The organism is Shinella sp., from assembly GCF_052438155.1.
Taxonomy (GTDB): domain Bacteria; phylum Pseudomonadota; class Alphaproteobacteria; order Rhizobiales; family Rhizobiaceae; genus Shinella.
Genome location: NZ_JBQVPI010000013.1, coordinates 99,910 through 121,061 on the forward strand (window position 1 = coordinate 99,910; position 21,152 = coordinate 121,061).

General features: G+C 62.0%; 16 protein-coding genes and 3 pseudogenes. 3 read left to right on the plus strand and 16 right to left on the minus strand.

All coding sequences use genetic code 11. The features are described from left to right. The 6 genes from ACT6VE_RS21820 to ACT6VE_RS21845 all read right to left on the minus strand — a co-directional run bounded on the left by ACT6VE_RS21820 (nt 1) and on the right by ACT6VE_RS21845 (nt 8,276). Nucleotides 1-1,173, minus strand: a complete 1,173-nt coding sequence (locus ACT6VE_RS21820; RefSeq protein WP_444800536.1) for a putative 2-aminoethylphosphonate ABC transporter ATP-binding protein — start codon at nt 1,171-1,173, stop codon at nt 1-3. Nucleotides 1,174-1,254: 81 nt separating this feature from the next. Further along, complete coding sequence (locus tag ACT6VE_RS21825) at nt 1,255-2,277, minus strand: putative 2-aminoethylphosphonate ABC transporter substrate-binding protein (protein ID WP_444800537.1); 1,023 nt, start codon at nt 2,275-2,277, stop codon at nt 1,255-1,257. A gap of 295 nt (nt 2,278-2,572) precedes the next feature. Then, complete coding sequence (gene phnY / locus ACT6VE_RS21830) at nt 2,573-4,027, minus strand: phosphonoacetaldehyde dehydrogenase (protein ID WP_444800538.1); 1,455 nt, start codon at nt 4,025-4,027, stop codon at nt 2,573-2,575. A 10-nt stretch (nt 4,028-4,037) separates the two neighbouring features. Beyond that, nucleotides 4,038-5,300 carry a phosphonoacetate hydrolase gene (phnA, locus tag ACT6VE_RS21835; protein WP_444800539.1) on the minus strand — a complete coding sequence of 421 codons (1,263 nt, stop codon included), beginning with the start codon at nt 5,298-5,300 and terminating at the stop codon, nt 4,038-4,040. Nucleotides 5,301-5,318: 18 nt separating this feature from the next. Beyond that, the gene (locus ACT6VE_RS21840; RefSeq protein WP_444800540.1) at nt 5,319-6,521 is read right to left on the minus strand and encodes a 2-aminoethylphosphonate--pyruvate transaminase; all 1,203 of its coding nucleotides are present in this window, start codon (nt 6,519-6,521) and stop codon (nt 5,319-5,321) included. 102 nt (nt 6,522-6,623) lie between these two features. Then, nucleotides 6,624-8,276 carry a Na/Pi cotransporter family protein gene (locus ACT6VE_RS21845; RefSeq protein WP_444800541.1) on the minus strand — a complete coding sequence of 551 codons (1,653 nt, stop codon included), beginning with the start codon at nt 8,274-8,276 and terminating at the stop codon, nt 6,624-6,626. Between the two features lie 118 nt (nt 8,277-8,394). Between ACT6VE_RS21845 and ACT6VE_RS21850 the strand changes: the two genes are divergently transcribed. Beyond that, nucleotides 8,395-9,276, plus strand: a complete 882-nt coding sequence (locus ACT6VE_RS21850) for a LysR substrate-binding domain-containing protein (protein WP_444800542.1) — start codon at nt 8,395-8,397, stop codon at nt 9,274-9,276. A 327-nt stretch (nt 9,277-9,603) separates the two neighbouring features. Here the strand turns inward: ACT6VE_RS21850 and ACT6VE_RS21855 are convergent. The 3 pseudogenes from ACT6VE_RS21855 to ACT6VE_RS21865 all read right to left on the minus strand — a co-directional run. Further along, a pseudogene (locus ACT6VE_RS21855) lies at nt 9,604-10,132 on the minus strand (integrase core domain-containing protein); the annotation flags it as partial. 48 nt (nt 10,133-10,180) lie between these two features. After that, nucleotides 10,181-10,335 (minus strand): annotated as a pseudogene (locus ACT6VE_RS21860) (transposase); the annotation flags it as partial. 818 nt (nt 10,336-11,153) lie between these two features. Continuing rightward, nucleotides 11,154-12,013, minus strand: a pseudogene (locus tag ACT6VE_RS21865) (VOC family protein). Between the two features lie 499 nt (nt 12,014-12,512). On the opposite strand from ACT6VE_RS21865, the gene ACT6VE_RS21870 reads away from it, so the two are divergent. Next, entirely contained in the window at nt 12,513-12,854 is a 342-nt protein-coding gene (locus tag ACT6VE_RS21870; RefSeq protein ID WP_444800543.1) for an alanine:cation symporter family protein, read from the plus strand. Between the two features lie 55 nt (nt 12,855-12,909). On the opposite strand, the gene ACT6VE_RS21875 is transcribed toward ACT6VE_RS21870, so the two are convergent. Both ACT6VE_RS21875 and ACT6VE_RS21880 read right to left on the minus strand, forming a co-directional pair. Then, on the minus strand, nt 12,910-14,178 hold the full coding sequence (locus ACT6VE_RS21875) for an ABC transporter substrate-binding protein (protein ID WP_444800544.1): 1,269 nt from the start codon (nt 14,176-14,178) through the stop codon (nt 12,910-12,912). Nucleotides 14,179-14,643: 465 nt separating this feature from the next. Beyond that, nucleotides 14,644-14,904, minus strand: a complete 261-nt coding sequence (locus ACT6VE_RS21880) for a hypothetical protein (protein WP_444800545.1) — start codon at nt 14,902-14,904, stop codon at nt 14,644-14,646. Between the two features lie 176 nt (nt 14,905-15,080). Here ACT6VE_RS21880 and ACT6VE_RS21885 point away from each other — a divergent pair, with 176 nt between their 5' ends. Further along, nucleotides 15,081-15,377 (plus strand): hypothetical protein, encoded by a 297-nt coding sequence (locus tag ACT6VE_RS21885; RefSeq protein WP_444800546.1) that lies wholly within the window; start codon nt 15,081-15,083, stop codon nt 15,375-15,377. A gap of 92 nt (nt 15,378-15,469) precedes the next feature. Here the strand turns inward: ACT6VE_RS21885 and mmsB are convergent, their stop codons facing one another. From mmsB to ACT6VE_RS21910, 5 genes are read right to left on the minus strand one after another with little or no spacing between them, the layout of a single operon-like run. Beyond that, nucleotides 15,470-16,366 carry a 3-hydroxyisobutyrate dehydrogenase gene (mmsB, locus tag ACT6VE_RS21890; RefSeq protein WP_444800547.1) on the minus strand — a complete coding sequence of 299 codons (897 nt, stop codon included), beginning with the start codon at nt 16,364-16,366 and terminating at the stop codon, nt 15,470-15,472. Beyond that, nucleotides 16,363-17,481 carry an enoyl-CoA hydratase/isomerase family protein gene (locus ACT6VE_RS21895; protein ID WP_444800548.1) on the minus strand — a complete coding sequence of 373 codons (1,119 nt, stop codon included), beginning with the start codon at nt 17,479-17,481 and terminating at the stop codon, nt 16,363-16,365. Before ACT6VE_RS21895 ends, mmsB begins: the two co-directional genes overlap by 4 nt. Next, on the minus strand, nt 17,465-18,853 hold the full coding sequence (gene lpdA, locus ACT6VE_RS21900; RefSeq protein ID WP_444800549.1) for a dihydrolipoyl dehydrogenase: 1,389 nt from the start codon (nt 18,851-18,853) through the stop codon (nt 17,465-17,467). The genes ACT6VE_RS21895 and lpdA overlap by 17 nt, the downstream gene beginning before the upstream one ends. A 4-nt stretch (nt 18,854-18,857) precedes the next feature. Then, on the minus strand, nt 18,858-20,135 hold the full coding sequence (locus ACT6VE_RS21905) for a dihydrolipoamide acetyltransferase family protein (RefSeq protein WP_444800550.1): 1,278 nt from the start codon (nt 20,133-20,135) through the stop codon (nt 18,858-18,860). Between the two features lie 2 nt (nt 20,136-20,137). Next, a complete protein-coding gene (locus tag ACT6VE_RS21910; RefSeq protein WP_444800551.1) occupies nt 20,138-21,151 on the minus strand; it encodes an alpha-ketoacid dehydrogenase subunit beta in 1,014 nt (337 codons plus the stop codon). Nucleotide 21,152 lies beyond the last annotated feature (1 nt).

Below are 21,152 nucleotides of genomic sequence, written 5' to 3' on the forward strand. Positions count from 1 at the left end.
TCACGCACTCCTCGGAAAGAGCAGCAGGCGATCGCGCGGGATTTCCACCTGGATGACGGCACCCGTCTCGATGCTCAGGCGCCGGACCGCATTGACGGAGAAGTCGGCGACAAGCGAGCGCTCCCCGAGCCGTGGCGCGGTCAGCCGCGTGCGCCAGAACATGCCGAGAAACTCCATCTCCCGCACTTCGGCATCGATGAGGTTCTGCGGCGTCGCCGGTCGGTCGGCCGCGTTGACGGCATGCGCATCGGCGCCATGGGGGATGATATCGACCGGACGTACGACGGCTGTTGCGGTGTCGCCCGTCGCAAAGCCTTCCGTCGGGCAGCAGAAGGCCGAATGACCGATCTCGACCTGGCCATCCGGCAGCACCTTGGCCGGAAACTGATTGGTCTCGCCGATGAAGTCTGCAACGAACAGGGTGCGGGGATGACGGTAGATGTCTGTCGGCGAGCCGACCTGTTCGATGACGCCGTGATTCATGACGACGATCCGGTCCGCCATGGCAAGCGCTTCTTCCTGGTCGTGCGTAACCATGATTGTCGTCACGCCAAGCTTGCGCTGCAGCGCCTTGATTTCGTGGCGCAGGTGCACACGCACCTTGGCATCAAGCGCCGACAGCGGTTCGTCGAGCAGGAGCAGGCCGGGCGAAATCGCGATCGCACGGGCAAGCGCGATGCGCTGCTGCTGGCCACCGGAAAGCTGGGCTGGATATTTCTTGCCCTGCGCCGAAAGACCGACCGTTGCCAGAAGCTCGGCGACGCGGGCGGCAATCTCCGGTTTCGAGCGGCCGGTATTTTCCAGGCCAAAGGCAATGTTCTGCTCGATGGTGAGGTTCGGGAAGAGCGCATAGGACTGGAAGACAATGCCGTAATCGCGCCGGGATGCCGGCAGGGTCGAGATATTGCGATCACCTTGCAGGATGGTGCCCTGCGTCTGGAGATCGAGACCCGCAATCGCGCGCAGCAGGGTCGTCTTGCCACAGCCCGACGGGCCGAGGAAACAGATGAATTCGCCCTTTGCAATGGTGAGCGAGATGTCGCGCAGTGCAATGAAATCGCCATAGCTCTTCCAGAGATCGGTGATTTCCAGATAGGGCGACGGCTTATGTGCCTCTCCGGTGTCGCGGGCAATGCTTGTGGGTGTCGGTTCGATCGACATGGCATGTCTCATCTGCAAGCTCCGCTGGCTGTCAGGCAATGGTCGAGAATGCGAAGGGCGGAGCGCGAAAACGCCCCGCCCGGTCGATCAGGATCAGCTCTTGGGTTCCGACTTGGCGTCGTAACGCTTCTGCCATTCCTTGAGGATGGCGCCGCGGTTGTTTGCGGCCCATTCGAAGTCGTTGTCGATCATCTTGGAGGCAATGTCGGACGGCAGATGCTCGACCTGCTTGGCGACGCCGGGATAGGCGACGACGGCATAGCCGACATTGTACATCTCGTTGGCTTCCTTGGTCACCGACCAGTCGACCAAGGTCTTGGCAGCATCGAGATTCGCCGTTCCGGCGATGATGGCCGTCGCCTCGGCTTCCCAGCCCGAACCTTCGGACGGGAAGATGATGTCGATCGGCGCGCCGGCGCTCTTGGCCTTGGCGCCCGGGAATTCGAACGACACGCCGATGACAGCCTCACCGGCGCCCGCCATCTTGCAGGGTTTCGAGCCGGAATGCGTGTAGGCCGAGATGTTCTCATGCAGTTTGTCCATGAAGGACCAGGCCTTTTCGTCGCCCCACATCTGCATCCAGCCCGAGACGTCGAGGAAGCCGGTGCCCGACGAGGCCGGGTTCGGCATCACGATGTGGCCCTTGTATTCCGGCTTGGTCAGGTCATCCCAGCTCGTCGGCGCCTTGAGGCCGAGCTTTTCACCCTCCACGGTGTTGTAGCAGAGCGCCGCGACATAGGCGTCCATGCCGACCCAGCTCGGCGGTGTGTCCTTGTCGACGAATTTCTTGTCCAGCGCCGCGACATCCTTTGGCTCATAGGCCTCCAGCATGCCTTCGGTCTTGAGGAGAAGCAGCGACGTCGCCGCAAGGCCCCATACGACGTCGGCCTGCGGGTTGTCCTTTTCGGCAAGCAGCTTGGCGGTCATGATGCCAGTGGAATCGCGCACCCAGTTGATCTTGATGTCGGGATGGGCCTTCTCGAAGGTCGCCTTGTAGCGGTCAAGGTCGACGGCTTCGACAGCGGTATAGACCGTGAGCTGGGTTTCAGCGAAAGCAATGGTGGGAAGCACGGCGGTGACAGTGCCCGCCAGCAAAAAAAGCATGCGTTTGTTCATGATTGAAAATCTCCTCTGAAGGCCTGGAAAAACCGGGGAAGCGCGGCGGGCAATCTAGGCGTCACCCTTGTGTGGTCGGCTTCAGGAGGCATTCTGCGCATTGGTTTTCAGTAAGTAAAATTTATTATTCTTATCAATCGGAAGATAAAACCTATAGATCACTTGCCGCTAAAACAGGCAGCCGCGTCACGTTTGCCGCCGCAATTGTCATAACCCGCTCCACCCGCAGGCAACAAAAAAGGAGCCGCACGAAGCGGCTCCCGGAAAAGGTGATCCCGTAGGGGATTGCTTGAGATCACCAGGGCAAAGAGAAGGTTTTCACATTGGTAAAACTCTTCATGGCTTCGATCACGCCTTCCTTGTAACCGTTGCCCGAATCCTTGATGCCGCCGAAGGGGCTCATCTCGATGCGGTAGCCCGGCACCTCCCAGATGTTCACCGTGCCGACCTTCAGCCCTGCAATGTATTTCTGCATGCGGCGGAAGTCGTTGGTGCAGACGCCCGAGGACAGACCGAAGGCCGTCGAGTTGGAAAGCGCAATCAGCGCGTCGTCGTCATCCGGTGCACGGACGATCGGGATGATGGGCGCGAAGGTCTCTTCCATCACCAACTCGCTCGCGTGGGACACGTGGTCGACGACGATCGGCGGCAGCAGCGCACCGTGCCGGCCCGGATCATAGAGAATCTGCGCGCCCTCCTCGGCCGCCTTGTGCACGCGGCGCTCGAAGAGTTCCGCAGCCTTGGCATGCACGACCGTGCCCAGATCCATCGTCCGATCCATGGGATCGCCGAACCTGAGCTTCTTCGCCCGCTCCAGCACCAGCGGTACGAAGCGGTCAGCTACGCGCTCCTGGCAGAGGATGCGCTTGACCGCCGTGCAGCGCTGGCCGGAATTCTTCGTGGCACCCGCGACCGCAAGGTCTGCCGCTCGCGCGAGGTCGTCATCCGAAAGGTCGTTGAGGATGATCAGCGGGTCGTTGCCGCCCAGTTCAAGGATCTGGCGTTTGTAATGCGCATGCGTCGCGATCAGCTTGCCGACCGGCACGCTGCCGGTGAAGGTGATGAGGTCGAAATTCGGATTGGTGATCATCTCCATGCCGATATCGCCCGGCCAGCCAGTGACGACGGAGAGCATTTCCGGCGGTAGGCCGGCCTCGTAGAGAATGTCGGCGAGGACCAAAGCCGTCATCGGCGTCAGCTCGGTCGGCTTCAGCACCACGCAATTGTTGGTGGCGATCGCCGGCGCCACCTTGTGCGCCACCATGTTGAGCGGATGGTTGAACGGGGTGATCGCCGAGATGGCGGTCAGCGGCTCGCGGGTGGTGAAGATCTTGCGCTGCTTGCCGTGGGGCGTGAGGTCGCAGGAGAAGATTTCACCATCGTCGTGAATGCACATCTGCCCGGAGAGCGTGAAGACATCGAACGCGCGGCCGACCTCATAGAGGGAATCCTGCTTGGAAATGCCGAGTTCCAGCGTGATGAGGTCGGAAATCTCCTCCTTGCGGGCGACCAGCAGTTCGGCAGCCTTCAGGAGAATGCGCTGGCGCTCGTAGCGCGTCAGCTTCGGCTGGTAGGCACCCGCAATCTCGAAGGCCTTGCGGGCGTGCTCCGCATTACCAGCCGGAACGGTGCCAATGACGGCATCGTTCCAGGGATAGTGCACCTCGACTACGCCCTCGGTATCGACCATCTTGCCGGCAATTCGCATCGGCTCGTGACGGATCGCGAATGTCGTTTCCACCTTGGTCATCATTCGCTCCTTATTTTGCCGGCTGCGCGGCTGCGACGAGCGCGTAGTAGAAGGCATCGAAGTTGCGCAATGTGCCAGCGGACAGAAGCTCGGGCAGCGTGCGGTTGGCGATGAAGGGCACTTCCTGCTCCGTCAGGCCGCCGTGCGAACGCAGCGGCTCGTTCAACGCTGCAAGGTCATGCCGATGCTCGCTGGTGCCGAGTGTCTTGTTCTCCGACGAGACGAGCACGATATCGCCGATGCGGTCGTCCGGCAGTTCGAAGCGCACGCAGGCTTCCGGGCGGGACAGGACGACATCGATACCCTCGATCGCCTTCAGCCGCTCGATGATCTCCTCCTTGTCGGCGCCTTCCGGAAGATAAGCGGTGGCAAACGAACCGAGCGCGCCGTGATGCACGACATAGGGGTCGGTGATCGGTAGGATGACGCGGGCCGCATCCTTGCCGAGCCATTCATCCAGCAGGTCTTGCACGTAGACGACGTCCGGCGTTCCGTCCGCCTTGTGCTTCGGTTTCATGCCGTGATCGGCGGTAACGACGATCGCCGCACCGAGGGCATCGAGTTCGGTCAGGTACTTGTCGAACATCTCGTAGAAGTCGTTCGCCTGCTTCACGCCGGGGGCGTATTTGTGCTGCACATAATCGGTTGTCGTCAGGTACATGACGTCCGGACGGAACTCCTTGAGGAGCTTGACACCCGCGGCAAAGACGAATTCCGAGAGCTCCGCGGAATAGACTTCCGGCACGGGGCGGCCGAGCCAGGCCGATGCATTGTCGATACCGTGTTCCGCCTTGGTCGACGTGTCGGATTTTTCGGAGGAGAAGCAGACCGCACGGCCTTCATCGAATTTCAGGCCATGACCGAGCAGCGCCCGCAGCTTATCCTTGGCGGTCACTACGGCGACGCGAGCGCCGGCATCATAAAAGGCCTTGAAGACGGTTGGCGCGCGGAGGAACCGCGGGTCGTTCATCATCACTTCCTTGCCGGTCGCCGGCTCGTAGAGATAGTTGCCGCAGATGCCGTGGATCGAAGGCGGGCGGCCGGTGGCGATGGAGAGGTTGTTGGGGTTGGTGAAGCTCGGGATCACGCTGAGCGCGGTGCGTTCCGTGCCCGTCTTGCGGATGCGGGCGAGCGTCGGCATCAGGCCGGCCTTGATGGCCTCGTCGAGATAGGCCGGTTCGCAGCCGTCCAGGCAGATGGCAATCGCCGGGACGTTCGGCCAGGGATAGGTGCGCCGGTTGGCGGTGACGGTGATCGTGGACATCTGGTTCATCGGGAGTTCCATTCTTCGTTAAGCGGCGAGACGGCTGCGTTCTTCAAGGGCGATGGCTGGCGGAGCGGCGCTATCGACGCCCATTTCAGCCAGCGACGAGCGGGCAGCCTCGACCACGCGGCGCATGACATGCTCGTCCATGCGGCCGATGCAGCCGACGCGGAAACTTTCCACCACTGTCAGTTTGCCGGGATAGATGATGAAACCCTTGTCCTTCATCAGGCTGTAGAAACGGTCGAAGGCGAAGGCCGGGTGGGCCGGGCTGAAGAAGGTGACGATGATCGGCGATAGCCACTGGTCGGCAAGCAGCGTTTCGAACCCGGCTTCACGCATGCCGGCCACCATGACATCGCGGTTGCGGGCGTAGCGCGCGCCGCGGGCCGCAACGCCGCCCTCTTCGCGATGCAGGCGCAGTGCCTCCAGGAAGGCGGCAACGACATGGGTCGGCGGCGTGAAGCGCCACTGGCCCGTCTTGTTCATGTAGTCCCACTGGGCATGCACATCGAGACTGAGCGAATGGCTGCGGCCCTTGGCTGCTTCCAGCTCGCTCTTGCGGGCAATGACGAAGCCGAAGCCCGGCACGCCCTCGATGCACTTGTTGGCGGAAGAAACGATGGCCTCGTAGCGGAAATCGGCAAGGCCGGCCGGCACGGCACCGAAGGCACTCATCGAATCGACGAGCAGTTTGCGGCCGCGGGCATAGACGGTGTCAGAGATTTCCTTGAGCGGATTGAGGATGCCGGAGCTGGTTTCGCAATGGATGACCACGACATGGGTGATTGCCGGATCGGCATCGAGTGCTGCGGCGACTTCGGGGCCGCGTGGCGGCATGTAGTCGCCCTTGTCGATCGTGATATGGTCGCGCCCGAGATAGGAGAGCGTCTGCGCAATGCGCTTGCCATAGGCGCCGTTGCTCAGCACCAGCACCTTGCCGTCACGCGGAACGAAGCTGCCAAGCATTGCCTCGACCGAGAAAGAACCGCTGCCCTGCATCGGGACACAATCGAATTCACCCTTGGTGTCACCGGCAATATCGAGGAGCTGGCGGCGCAGGTCGCTGGTCATGGCACGGAAGTCGCCATCCCATGAACCCCAGTCCCGCAGCATGGCTTCCTTGACTGAATAGGCGGTCGTCAGCGGGCCGGGGGTCAGCAGATAGGGTTCACCGAGCTTCGGTGATTCCAGTGGCGCGATCGTTCTGTCAGAAGCGGTGTTCGGCATGGTCCGTCCTCACGTTTTGCTTATCCGGGGGTGACAATGCGGCTGAAAAACATATCTGTAAAATCGTTCTTTTGTATCTATCTATAGATTTAACTTATGACATTAAGCCGCCGGGATCAGCCGGCTTTCCAGAAGGTCGCCGGTCTCGCGCAGGCGCGGATAGGCCATGGTTGTGACCAACGAATTGACCTCCTTCAGCGCGCGCACAATCTCCAGATGCATGTCGCTGGACTGAATGCTTGCCGCGATACCTTGCCGCAAGCGCTCCAGGTGGCTCTTGCTGCTGTCATTGACGAGGCGGCGTACATGCTCCTTCTGACGAACCATTTCGCGCGCGATGATCGGATCGGGCGAGACGAGCAGGTTGGCCGCAAGCCGGACATTGGAGAACACCGCTGTATGCAGCAGCATCAGCTCCCGCCACCCCTCCGGCGAAAATGCGCCGGCCCCGGCAAGCCGCTCCTCGGCAATCTGGAGGAGGCTTTTTGCCACAACGTCGCCGGCATATTCCAGATGGATAGCCGCTTCGGTCAGTTCGAGACCACGTCGGGATTGCTCTTCCGTCAGCACACCGCGATTGACGGCCGCAATGTAAAGCTTGATCTCGCTATGTGCCCGATGGATGTCGCCATCGATGCGGCGAAGCGCCTTCACCGCCTCGGGCGTCGGGGACTGGATGACCGTCATTACCGGCTCCAGCATGCGTGTCGTCAAATTGCCCATATGCAGTACTTCGCGCGCAGCCGCGGCGAGCGCTTGCGCCGGCTTGTCGATGAGCGAACGGTCTAGCGCGCTGGCATGGGCGGTCAGGTCGCCCTTTCCCGCCGCCTCGGGTGTAAGAAGCCTGACGAAACGTCCCATCAGGCCGCACGACAACAGGCCGACGAGGACCAGCGCAGCGTTGAAGAGCACATGCAGATTGACCAGCTTGGCGGCGACAGTCTCGCCAGGAAGCCAGTCAAAGGGCGCGTGCAGTGAAAACAACGCAAAGATCATCGCACTGAACACGGCACGGAAAAGAAGGTTTCCCAACGGCAGGCGCCGGCCCTCCGCCGACAGACCGCGCGTCAGCCAGAGCGCGATCAATCCGCCGCCGAGATTGACACCGAGGATGAGCGGAATGCCGAGGTCAAGCGGCACAAGCCCCTTCGCCGCGAAGGTAAGGATGAGCAGGATTGCGGCAACGCTCGAATGCAGCGCCCAGGTAAAGAGGGCAGCGAGGATCATCACCGTCAACGCATCCTTGCCAATGAAGGCGATGGCGGACGGCAGAAGCGGGCTTTGCGCCAGCGGCAGCGTCGCATGGCCGATCATCTGCAGCGACAGCAGCAGCAAGCCTATACCGAGCACAGCACGCCCGGCTTCAACGGCTTTTCGCGTGTGTGCCTTCAAATGCAGAAGGCCCCCGCCGGCGATCAGCAGCGGCCCCAGCCAATGCAGGTCGAAGGAGAGGATCTTCACGACCAGCGCCGAGCCCAGATCGGCGCCGAGAAGCACCGCCAGACCAACATCGAGAGCCAGCGCGCCGCTGATGGCAAAGCCGGCGGCGAGCATGGCGACTGCCGTCGAGCTCTGCAGGGCGATCGCCACCAAGCAGCCATAGACCGCAGCGCGCGGTCGGCCGCCCGCGCCGCCAACAGTGCGCGCAACCACGTCCCCCCACGCCGTTTCAACGCCCTTTTTCACAAGGCTCACGGCGTAGAGCAACAGAACAGTTGCGGCGACAAGTTCAAGGGCGACGGCCGGAAGATTCATGGACGCGCTCCACGACGAGGATAGGAATCCGAAAACTATCCCGCGCCGCTTTACATAAATCAAATCGTTCGTTCTAATGAATTCATAAATTCAACCTATGCAAAGGAGAGCGTGCCGTATGCGCTATGTCCAGCTTCGCGCCTTCCACAACGTGGCCATCCATGGCGGGTTTTCGCGCGCGGCGGAGGCGCTCTTCCTCACCCAGCCCGCGGTTTCCGACCAGGTCCGCAAGCTCGAGGAAGAATATGACGTCCTCCTCTTCAACCGGAACAAGAAGCAGGTAACGCTGACCCAGGCCGGCCAGCAGCTTCTGGAAATCACCCGGCGCATGTTCGACGTCGAGCAGCAGGCGCTCGACCTGCTCTCGGAATCCCGGGCCCTGCGCGCTGGAAAACTGCGGATCGTCGCCGACGCCGCACACCACCTGCTCCACATCCTCGCCGCCTTCCGCCGCGCCTACCCATCCGTGCAGGTCTCGATCAATGCCGGCAACACGGAGACGGTCATCACCAGCCTGCATGCCTACGAGGCAGATATCGGCGTTCTCGGCGAAATCCCGCAATCCAGCGACTTCGAGATCCTGAAGCTCAACTCCACGCCGATCATCGCCTTCGCGAGCCGCGACTATCCACTGGGCGATCAGAAGGAAGTCTCGTTCGCCGAACTTGCCAAACACCCCCTTGTCCTGCGTGAGCGCGGTTCGAAGACCCGCCAGAAGCTGGAGGCCATGGCCGAACAATGCGGCGTCACCCTGACACCACTCATCGAAGCGGAGGGACGCGAGGCGGTTCGCGAGATCGTCGCGGCCGGCGGCGGCGTGGGCTTTGTCTCCTCCGCCGAATTCGGCCAGGACAACCGCCTTGTTCCGATCTACATCAAGGCGCCAGAAATGCTGATGGACGAGGCGATGATCTGCCTGCGCGAGCGCAGCAACGGCAAACTCGTCAGCGCATTTTTCGACGTCGCACGACGGCTTTCGCGGGCGGAAGACGCTCCGTGACGTCTTCCGTCACGGTGGCCGCCTTTTAACCGAAATTCCGCTTGTGGGTGGATGCGATAAGCGTTGCGGCAGCGGCCATAGTTTTCGGAATATTGATCGAGAGCGCGGCCGGCTTCACCGAAGAAACGGGCGGCAAGGCGTCCTGCAAATGGCTCGATAGAAAGGCGGATTCAAAAGCTGCTCGGCCGTGTTCCAATGTTCCGCTGCCCCGCACGCGTACCAAGCTGCGGCTTTACCTCGATAAAGCCCTTCGTTGACAGGATTTTCAACGCCGGTGGATCGGCCCAGGTTTCTGGACCAGCGAAGGCTAGAGTTTTCCGGCTGCATTCAGGGAAGCGGGCTGGCTGCACCTCCCGATTTCATCAGCGAGATCGGCACCGTGTGGCCGAACCTCGTTGTAGTCTCGACACAAACCCTCCATCTTTTCGCGGACATCCGAAAGAGTCAGGAACCGGTGCTGATTTAGGCACTCCACTCGGAAGCGACCGTTGAGTGCCTCGGTGAAGGCGTTGTCCGTGGGCATTCCCGGACGTCAGAAGTCGAGGTCACACCCTTGGCGTAGGCCCACCGGTCGAGATCGCGGGACATCAACTCCGTCCCATGATCGACACGGATCGTTTTGGGATAGCCCGCCCGCAGCACACTCATTCGAGCGTTTGCACAACGCCCTCACCTCAATGGCTGTGACGCAGACCAAGCACTGGCACATGACGTGAGAAGGTGCGACGACCGTCAGAGCCCGTAGCTTCTTTCCGGTCGCGAGCTGGTCATGCACGAGGTCCATTGCCCACAGGTCGTTCGGCCCGATAGCAATCTGCCGATCGTCCCGAAGCTTTGCCCTCACCCTGCGGCTGGGGCCTTGTTCCGCAATTTCGGGTCAGATATTTGTAAAATCCGCGACGATATTCTTCAATCGCAAATTCTCTTCCTTGAGTTGCTTCACCTCAAGTGGCGGAATACCGGCGTATTCTTTCTTCCATTTGAAATAGGCCACCTGCCTGATTCCGCCTTCCCGCAAATCCCCGCCACCAGCACACCCTCATCACTCTGATTTGGAATGAACTTCTTTTAGGCGTCCGGAACCTGCGATGCCGTCATCGTTTTCCGATCCTTTTCCCGCCAGGAAAATGCACCGGAAAACTTTACCCCAAACTGGTCCAGTTTGATGGGGCAAATCGCAGATCACGGCTCCCAAGGGAACCGGCCGTGCATAGTCGCCTTATACCAGATCGGCGAGGAAGGCAGCTATTGCTTTGATTTCCTGTTGGCGCACCTCGTGGCCGCCGTCGTGCAGGGCAAGTTCGCCCCCTGGCCCTGAAGCCAGGCGGCGAGCGCTTCGGTCAGAGGAAGGGGCAGATCGGGTCGTGCGGCCGGCGGTAATCAGGATCTTCCGTTCGCCGAGTGCCGGATTGGGCTTGGGCGTCCAGGGGATCAGCGGATGCATCAAAACAGCCCGGCCGAGGAGGTCTGGCGCCTCGACTAACACCGAGGCGAGAATATTCGAGCCGTTGGAGTAGCGAGGCCGTAGATCGGCGCGTCCGGGTTTTCTTGCCTGTGGGCGCGGATAAAGCCGATCATCTTCCGCGTGCGCAGCGCAAGGTCGTCCATGTCATATATCCCTTCCGCCTTTCGGCGGAAGAAGCGGTTTGCTCCCTGTTCGGAAACGTCGCCGCGTGGCGAGACGATGCCGGCTTTCGGCAGGACCTGGTGCACGAGCCGGTGAACTGGTGTTCGTCCTCGCCGGTGCCATGGAAAGTGAAAGCCAGCGGGGCACCAGATTCCTGCGCTCTGGCAAAATGGGGGTAGACGTCACGGGACATGATAATCTCTTCTTGCGTCCGCAGCCGACAGGCGAGGCTGGCAGCGGGATGACTGCGTCAGTCGATGATGGACGGCAGGGTCTCCTCGATCCGGTCGCGCAGGTGGGCATGCTGGCGCGGCAGTTTCAGCGCCTCGCCGAGATGGCTGGTGTCTTCGTCGCGGGTGAAGCCGGGCTCGTTGGCTGCCACCTCGAACAGCACGCCGCAGGTGTGCGGAAATAGATCGCCCAGAAGTAGTCGCGGTCGATGACCGGAGTGACGTGATAGCCCGTGTCCATCAGCGCCTTGCGAACGTCTTCCTGCGCTGCGCGGTTTTCGCCCGCGAAGGCGACATGGTGGACGGAGCCGGCGCCGTTACCGCCCTTGACGGCCTAGCGGTGAGCGCGCCGCGGCGATCGACCTTCTCATAGCCCATGTATTTCAGAAGCTCGCCCGTGGCACCTCCGCCACGCAGCCGCATGGTCACACCATCCTCAACCGGCACCGTGCCCTCAACGAACGGCGGCCGCTTATCGCCATCGACCTCGGCAAGCACGAAGCCGTCGCCGTCCGGCCCGAAGAAGCGTAGACGCTTCTTGCCGAAGGTCTCATCGTCCTGAAGGGCTGTCAGCCCATTGCCGGTGAAACGCTCCTTCCAGCAGCCAAGCGATCCCTTCGGCACGGAGAGCATCGTCTCGGAGACCTCGCCCGCGCCGCGGTTGCCCCCTAGCAATATGCGGGAGGGGGAAATAGGTCATGACGGTGCCGGCCCAGCCGACCTCGTCGCCGTAGTAGAGATGGTAGACACCCGGCGCGTCAAAATTGACAGTCTTCCTGACCCGGCGCAAACCGAGCACCTTGGTGAAGAAGTCGTTATTTCCCTGGGCATCGGCGGCCATCGAGGTGACGTGATGCAGACCTTTGATCTGGGTAAGCATGGCAGTGTCCTCACTCACGGCTTCATCGTTGAGCAAGAGATAAGCCCGGTGCGCATTCACCAGAAGAGCCATAATACGGCGTTAATTGTTGATTTTCCGGCAACAATATACGGTGGGGGATTGCCGGCATCGATCAATTTTGGCCGACGGGGCGCTGTATGTCGGATGGCCTCGACTAAAGTCATATCGTATTGTCCGGTTCTTGTTCCACCACTATCGAGCCCAGAAGCAGTTGAGCGATTGTCGTTGACGTTCGAGTGCAAAGAATTGAGCAGCTTGAGTCGCTACTTCGGAACGCCCGAAGCGCCTGCCTCATCACTGTCCCGATCAAGGCTGCGGGTTTTTCCTTTGCCAGCCTCCACAAGGACCTGGACGAGGGGCAGGCAAACGGCGTGCGACTTGCTGCCTGCAAGGCGTACTTGCTGGTGCACTAATGGCCTGCCCCCTGAAAAGTGATCCTTTTTGAAGTACGGCTTATGAGCCGAAGAAGGCCGTTGAAATGGCAGTGAAAAGACACAAGGCGGAAGAGATTGTCACGAAGTTGCGTCAGGTTGACGTGCTGCTGATAGTCATCTGGGGTGCCTATGCAACGGTCGTCGTGATCTTCAACACGGCCGCCATGGCCCTGATGGCATCGGTGAACCTGATTGCCATCCTGCTGCTCTCGGGCACGGTCACCAAATTGACCAAGGACTATTTCGACCAGAAGAAGACAGGAGAACCGCGCTTCGATCCCGATCGCCTATCCCGAGCTCAAGGGCAAGATCAAGCATACGATCCGGGTAAAAAAATGAAGGGCCGGGCTACTTTGCAGCAAAGCGGGGCGCGGCACCTGGCATGACGCAGCCGAAACAAAAAGTGCCGGGGCTAACCGCCCCGGCACATTGCTTGCCTCCTCAACGGGCGGCGGCGACGGCGTCGGCCAGTTCGGCGGCGGCATCCGCGGAAGCAAGCTCCGAGTTGAAATGGCGCGTCACCACGTCTGTGATAGCGGCCGTCACCGAGGCTTTGGCAGCGTGGGTGTACGCCACGGTCGGCATTGCAGTGCCGCTTTTCGAGGATGCTGCAAGGTCAGCGACGTTCTTGAGCGCGCAACTGTCGAGACCATCCGTCGGAGCGTTGGAAACCGCGGGGATCGACCCTTTCGCGATGTTGAACTTGAGCTGCACCTGCGGGTCCATGATCGCGTTGGCGAGAATCGCCTGCGCTTTCTTCGCATCGGCGTCGGGTTGCTCGAACATCGAGAAGGAGTTGACCAGGAACACGAAGTCATTGCCGGTTCCGGGCGCGGCAAAGCAGAGGAAGTCCGCCTGCGCCTTCTTGCCGGCATTGGTGAACTCGCCCTTCGACCAGTCGCCCATAATCTGCATGGCCGCCTTGTTCTCGATCACCATGGCGGTGGCGAGGTTCCAGTCGCGACCGGAGAAATTGTCGTCGACCATACCGCGCAACAGCCGCATCTGGTCGAAGACCTTCACCATCGTCTCGCCGCGCAGCGTGGCATCGTCGAGGTCGACGAACGCCTTGCGGTAGAAGTCCGGCCCGCCAATGCCGAGCGCCACGCTATCGAACAGCGTCACGTCCTGCCAGGGCTGGCCGCCATGGGCGAGCGGCACGATGCCGGCTTCCCGGAATTTGGGCGCCAGCGCATTGAACTCTTCCCAGCTCGTCGGAGGGGTGGCACCGATCTTGTCGAAGGCCGCCTTTGATCCCCAGACCATGTTGACGCGGTGGATATTGGTCGGCGCCGAAACCCAGCGGCCATCGACCTTCGTGAAAGCCTTTACCGCCTCCGGCAGCGCCTCGTCCCATTTCCCCGCTTCCGCGATGTCCTTGAGATCGGCGAGCATGCCGGCCTTGGCCCAATCGATGATGTTGTAGCCGAGCATCAGCATGGCGGCCGGCGGATTGCCGGAGGAGATGCGCGTCTGCAGCGCCGTCTTTGCCTGGTCGCCGCCACCACCGGCAATCGGCGCATCGATCCAGCTCACGCCCTCCGCCTCGACCTTCTTCTTGACCTCGGCAAGCGCGGCCGCCTCACCACCCGCTGTCCAGAAATGCATGACCTCGACGCTCGGCTCGGCCCGGGCGATCAAGGCTGGAACAAGCACGGCAAAACCCATCGCGGCTGCGCGCAGCAGCCCCGTTCTGACCTGTTTCTGCATGTGAACGTTTCCTCCCCAGGTTTTGCGCTCCCTGACGCACCGCGGCGGACCTGAAACCGGACGGTGACGTGATTAGGACTGCCGAGAGCCGCGCGAGGATCCTCCCATCGCGCAGGCAGCGGCATCCTGTTTCGAAGCTATAATTGGAACGTTCCAATAAATCAAGCCGCAAGAGACCACTTGCTCACTTGGTAATCACGAAGTTATCTGCGGGAATTCGCCATTCCTTGGCGTAAAATATGGGCGAAGCATTCGCTTCGGCATAAAAATTGGATCGTTCTAGTAAAATAGCGAAAATACAGTTTTGTCTTCGCGGGCCACGACGCTGTCGATGACGCGTATGAGGAGCCGTGGTTTCCGTTCGACGCCGGTCGGCCAGGAGCACCGGCACCGCCCACTTGGCATGGAAAGCATTGCACTGAAGTGAGGGTAAATCCTAGGTTCAAGTCGAAATGGACCCGTCGGTCAAAACAGCCCTAATTTCGCGAGAAGAGGCGCTGGAAGACAGGCTTTCAATTTCGCCGCATCTGCTGCGGCGACAACCATCTCGCCTTCCATCCAGATATCGTATTCCATCTCGATGCGCATGCCGTCCCGCTCCAGCACCGCCCAGGAATGGTCAAGGCCGCCACCCGTTTCGACACACCATCCCTCGTCCCGCAATGCAGATATAGCCGCGTACCAGACGTCTTTGGGGATCTCAAAACAGTGAATTCGTTCGGACACCTCGTCCCCCCGTGGCAGCTCGTCGCGATATCATCGTTAACAGGGCCTGTCCGCCATATCACCCTACCGTGTCGCGGCTGAAACGAATTCCGTGGAAATCATTGACATCACTGCCGAACGGCCGGGCGACCGGCGGAGAATCCGCCTACGATTTCTGTCCTAGCGAAGGGCACACAATGCGCATTCTCCTCATTCTTGCCTCTCTGATCGTTGGAACGATTGCCGGCATCTACCTGTTCGGTGTGATCTGGCGAACGACCGCTCCGGAAGGTTCCATGGCGATGATCGTTGGCGGAGGGACGCCGGTCGTGCTCGGAGTTTTGACGTTTCTCGGCACGAAGAATGCTGATGGCCGAAGGCCAAGCCTGCACAATGTGCGGACATGGTTCGCGCTCCTGGGCATAGCGGCGGCCGCGGCAGGGCTCTTCCTGCTCCTGATTGTCGCTATTTTTCTGACGGTCCAGCGCGGCTAGAAGCTTGGCCGCTTGGTCCGCGACGGCCGCGGATGACGGCGCGGTCATCCGCTCGATGCGGATCGGTTTATCCACCGAAGCCCCCTTTGCGGCTACCCGGTGGGAGCCATCGACTTGCCCCGCAACATATTGATGATGCTCGAAAAATCCTGCGCGCCAAATCCCTCGTCGGAAAAGAGCTGGTAGAGCAGCGCGGCCTTCGCGCCGAGTGGCGTCATGGCACCTGTCTGTTCTGCCGCCGCCTGCGAAAGCTTCAGATCCTTCAGCATCAGCGCCGCGGCGAAACCGGGCTCGTAATCGTGGTTGGCCGGCGAGGTCGAGACGGGGCCGGGCACCGGGCAATAGGTGGTCAGCGACCAGCATTGGCCCGAAGAGACGGAGGCAACGTCGAACAGCGCCTGATGCGACAGGCCAAGCCGTTCGCCAAGCACGAAGGCCTCGCCCACGGCGATCATGCTGATGCCGAGGATCATGTTGTTGCAGATCTTTGCCGCCTGGCCGGCGGATGGATCGCCGCAATGGATGATTTTCTTGCCCATCGCCTCGAAAACCGGCCTTGCGCCAGCAAAGACGGCCGCATCGCCCCCCACCATGAAGGTCAGCGTGCCGGCCGAGGCGCCCCCCGTGCCGCCGGAGACGGGCGCGTCGAGCGCGGGGCAACCATGCGCCTCAGCCAGCGCGTGGGCCTTGCGGGCACTGTCCATGTCGATGGTGGAGCAATCGATGAGCAGCGTGCCCGAAGGCACGATGGCGACCAGTTCCTGCCAGACCGCAAGCACATGCGCGCCGGCCGGCAGCATGGTGATCACGAGATCAGCTCCGGAAACCGCCTCCGTGACCGACGCCATGGTCGAAATGCCGTTCGCCCGGGCGAGTTCGAGCGAGGCCGGCGACAGGTCGAAACCGCGGACGGCATGGCCGGCTTTCGCAAGATTGGCGGCCATGGGGCCACCCATATGGCCGAGACCGATGAATGCGATGGCGTTCATGTGCGTTCTCCTTTCCCTGCTTCCCCGGCAAAGAGCGGCTTTACTGATGGCTCGAAGAAGGCGGCGATATCCTGCTCTGTGACGTCGCCCAATTGCGCCGGCCGCCACTGCGGATTGCGATCCTTGTCGACAACCGCGGCCCGTACGCCTTCATAGAAATCATGGCTGCGAAGCACGGCCGCCGTTGCGGCGAACTCCCGTTCCAGGCACGCCTCAAGCGCGCCTTCCGGACGCCCGAGGCGAAGCAGGCGCAACGTTACCTTCAGGCTGAGCGGCGATTTCGTCCGCAAGACGCCGAGTGTCCTTTCCGCAAAGCTCGATCCATCCTCCGCGAGAGCCTCCAGGATTTCCTCGACCGTGTCGAAGGCAAAAAGGCGATCGATCAGCGGCTGCTGTGCTGCCATCAGCGCCGGTGGCGGCGGATCCGCAAAGTCGGCAATCGTTGCCGAGACGTCGGCCCGCGAGGCGGATGCCGGCAGGCGGGACAGTTCTTCGGCCAATGCCGGCAGACGCTCCGAGGGGACATAGCTGTCAGCAAGACCGAAGGCCACCGCGTCGCCGGCGGCAAGTTGTTCGCCGGTCAGGGCGGCGTAGGTGCCGAGTTCATTCTGCTGGCGCGTGAGGAACCACGAGGCACCAACGTCCGGGAAAAAGCCGATGCCGGTCTCGGGCATGGCGAAGCGCGTCCGCTCGGTGACAACGCGATGACTACCATAGACCGAAACCCCGACACCGCCACCCATGACGATGCCGTCCATGAAGGCGATGTAGGGTTTTTCGAGCCGGCGAAGGCGCGCGTTCATGCGGTACTCCTCGCGCCAGAAATCGACGGGCTCTTGCGAGCCGGCCTGGCCGCCGTCGTAGATCATGCGGATATCGCCGCCGGCGCACAATCCACGCTCACCCTCTCCAGAGATGAGTGTGGCGGCGACGTCCGGGTCAGCTTCGAACACATCCAGCGCTTTCTCGATATCGCGGACCATCGAGAGGGTCAGGCTGTTGAGCGCCTTCGGTCGATTGAGCCGGATCCGGCCAAGTGCGCCGGCGCGGCTGATGAGGGTCTGCGGCTGGGGAGCAGGGTCGAGCGGCTTTGCGGCGTCAGATGTGGAGGGCATGGCCAAGGGCTTTCAATGCGGCTTCCTGCAGGCCTTCGCTGCGGGTCGGATGAGCATGGATGGTGCCGGCGATGTCTTCCAGCCGTGCCCCCATTTCAAGCGCCAGCGAGAAGGCGCTGGAGAGTTCGGAAACCCCGGCACCGACCGCCTGCAGGCCGAGTACGAGGTTCGTGTCCGCTCGCGCCACGGTGCGCACGAAACCATCCTCGGACTGGGTCGTCATGGCGCGTCCATTGGCATTGAACGGGAACAGGCCAACACGGACCTCATAGCCCTGGGCACGGGCCTCGTCGGGGGATAGGCCCGCGGTGACGATCTCGGGATCGGTAAAGCAGACGGCGGGGATGGCCCGCTTGTCCCAGGCGCGCTTGCGGCCAGCAACGATCTCCGCCACCATCTCACCCTGTGCCATGGCGCGATGCGCCAGCATCGGCTCGCCGGTAACATCACCGATCGCGTAGACACCGCGCATGGAGGTTCGGCAGCGTTCATCGATGCGGATGAAGCGGCCGACACGATCGAGGTCGAGTTCTTCGAGGCCCCACCCTTCGGTACGCGGCTTGCGCCCGATGGTGACGAGCACCTTGCCCGCAGCAATCCGTTCCTCCTTGCCAGAGGCGGTCTCGATCACCAGCGCCTCTCCGGAGTACGCCTTCGCCTTTGCGCCGGTCATGACGTGCACGCCAAGTTCATTCAGGCGTTTGGCGATCGGTTTGACGAGTTCGGCGTCGTACTGCGGCAGGATCTGTGCCAGCGCCTCGACCACCGTCACTTGTGCCCCCATCTTGGCAAAGGCGGTGCCGAGTTCCAGACCGATATAGCCGCCGCCCACGACGGCGAGCGTTTTGGGAACGCTTGCAAGCGACAGCGCCTCGGTGGACGAGAGGACCGCACCGCCGAAGGGCAGCGACGGCAGCGCGACCGGTTCGGAGCCGGTCGCTATCACCACCGTTTCGGCACGGATGACCTGGGTTCCTGTCTCGGTCTCGACCTCGACGGTTTTGCCATCGCGGAACCGCGCCCGCCCGTGCACGATCTTGACCTTGGCCTTGCGCAGCAGGCCAAGCACGCCGCTGTTCAGCCGGCCGACGATACCGTCCTTCCAGCGAATGGTCTGGGCAAGGTCGAGTTTCGGTGCCTCGACCGTGATCCCGAGCGCGTTGGGGCTCGTCATGTGACGGACCTTGTCGAACTCCTCGGCGGCATGGATCAGCGCCTTGGAGGGGATGCAGCCGACGTTCAGGCAGGTACCACCAGCCTTCGTCATTTCGACGATCACCGTATCGACGCCGAGCTGGCCGGCACGGATGGCGCATATGTAGCCGCCCGGGCCGGCACCGATGATGAGGAGCTTGCAGACGATCTCTTTCATGTCATCAGCCTTCGATGAAGATCAGTGCGGGGGTTTCGATGAGCGCCTTGATCCGCTGGACGAAGACCGCCGCGTCCCAGCCGTCGACGATCCGGTGGTCGAAGCTCGACGACAGGTTCATGATCTTGCGCGGAATGAACTGGGTACCATCCCAGACGGGCCGCATCAGGATCTTGTTGACGCCGACGATCGCCACTTCCGGGTGGTTGATGATCGGCGTCGTGACGATGCCGCCGAGCGCGCCGAGCGAGGTGATGGTGATCGTGGAGCCGGACAGTTCCTCGCGCGCAGCGGTGCCATTGCGGGCAGCATCGGAGAGACGCGTGAGCTCGGCGGCACTGTCCCAGATCGACCGGGCCTCGGCATGGCGCACCACAGGCACCATCAGGCCGGACGGCGTTTGCGTGGCAATGCCGATATGGACGGCACTGTAGCGGGTGACGATGCCGGCATCATCGTCGAAGGTGGCGTTGACACCCGGCTGTTCGCCGAGCGTCTTGACCAGCACCCGCATCAGGAACGGCAGGATGGTGAGCTTCGGTTGGTCGGGCTTGCGGCCGGCATTCATCGTCGCGCGCAGGTCCTCGAGATCGGTGACATCCACCTCCTCGACATAGGTGATGTGGGGAATGCGCGAGCTTGCAAGCCGCATTTTTTCCGCGATGCGGCGGCGCAGGCCCGTGACCTTGATCTCTTCCGTGGCGGTCTTGCGGGCAAGGCCGGCCGGCACGGCGACAGGCTGCGCACCGCGTGCAACAAACTGGTCGAGGTCGTCATGGGTGATGCGGCCCGCCGGGCCCGTGGCCGACACCTGGCGCAGATCGACGCCGGCCTCCTGCGCCCGCAACCGGACGGCGGGCGACGCCAGCGGCCGCTCCACCGGTTCACGGATGGCGGGACGCCCGGCCGGCTTTTCCGGCTCGACAGCTTTTGCTACGGCTATCGGCTTCGCTTCGACGGGTTTGTTCAGGACCGGTTCGGCCTTCGCAATCATCTCTGTCGCCGCAGACAAGGGCTCTTCGGCCGCAGCCTCATCCTCTCCGGCGATTTCGATGCGCAGAAGCGGCGCCTTGACGGCGACAATGTCGCCGATTTCGGCACCGAGCCACAGCACGACCCCGTCGACGGGAGAGGGTATCTCCACCGTTGCCTTGTCGGTCATCACGGCGGCCAGCACCATGTCCTCGCGCACCGGGTCGCCCGGCTTGACGTGCCATTCGACCAGTTCGGCCTCGGCAACACCTTCGCCCACATCGGGCATCTTGATGACGAACTTGCCCATCCTCAGCCCTCCATCACTTCTTTGAGCGCCCGGCCGACGCGGGCGGGGCCAGGAAAATAGTCCCATTCCTGCGCGTGCGGATAGGGCGTGTCCCAGCCGGTCACGCGCACCATCGGCGCCTCGAGATGGTAGAAGCAGTGTTCTTGAACCAGCGAAACGACTTCACCGCCGAAGCCGGAGGTCAGCGTCGCCTCATGCACGACGACGCAACGACCGGTCTTCTTCACCGACTGGACGATGGTGTCGAGATCGAGCGGCAGGAGGCTGCGCAGGTCGATGACCTCGGCATCGATCCCCGTTTCCTCGGCCGCAGCAAGCGCCACATGCACCATCGTGCCATAGGCGATGACAGTGACCGCACTGCCCGCCCGGCGGATTTCCGCCTTGCCGATCGGGATCGTATAATGCCCCTCCGGCACCTCACCGAGATCGTGTTTCGACCAGGGCGTCACCGGCTTCTCGTGATGGCCATCGAAGGGGCCGTTGTAGAGCCGCTTGGGTTCGAGGAACATCACCGGATCCGGGTCCTCGATTGCCGCGATCAGCAGGCCCTTGGCGTCATACGGATTGGAGGGAACGACGACCTTCAAGCCGCAGACATGGGTGAACAGCGCCTCGGGGCTTTGGCTGTGTGTCTGTCCGCCGAAGATGCCGCCGCCGGTCGGCATGCGCACGACGATCGGGCAGGTGAAGTCGCCGTTGGAGCGGTAGCGTATGCGCGCCGCCTCCTGGGTGATCTGGTCATAGGCCGGGTACATGTAGTCGGCGAACTGGATTTCGACGCAGGGTTTCAAGCCATAGGCCGCCATGCCGATCGCGGTACCGAGAATGCCGGATTCATTGATCGGTGCGTCGAAGCAGCGGGTCTTGCCGTACTTGGCCTGGAGCCCCTGCGTCGCGCGGAAAACGCCGCCGAAATAGCCGACATCCTCGCCGAAAACGACGACATCGTCATCTCGCCCCATCGAGACGTCCATGGCGCTGCGCACGGCCTCGATCATCGTCATTCTTGCCATG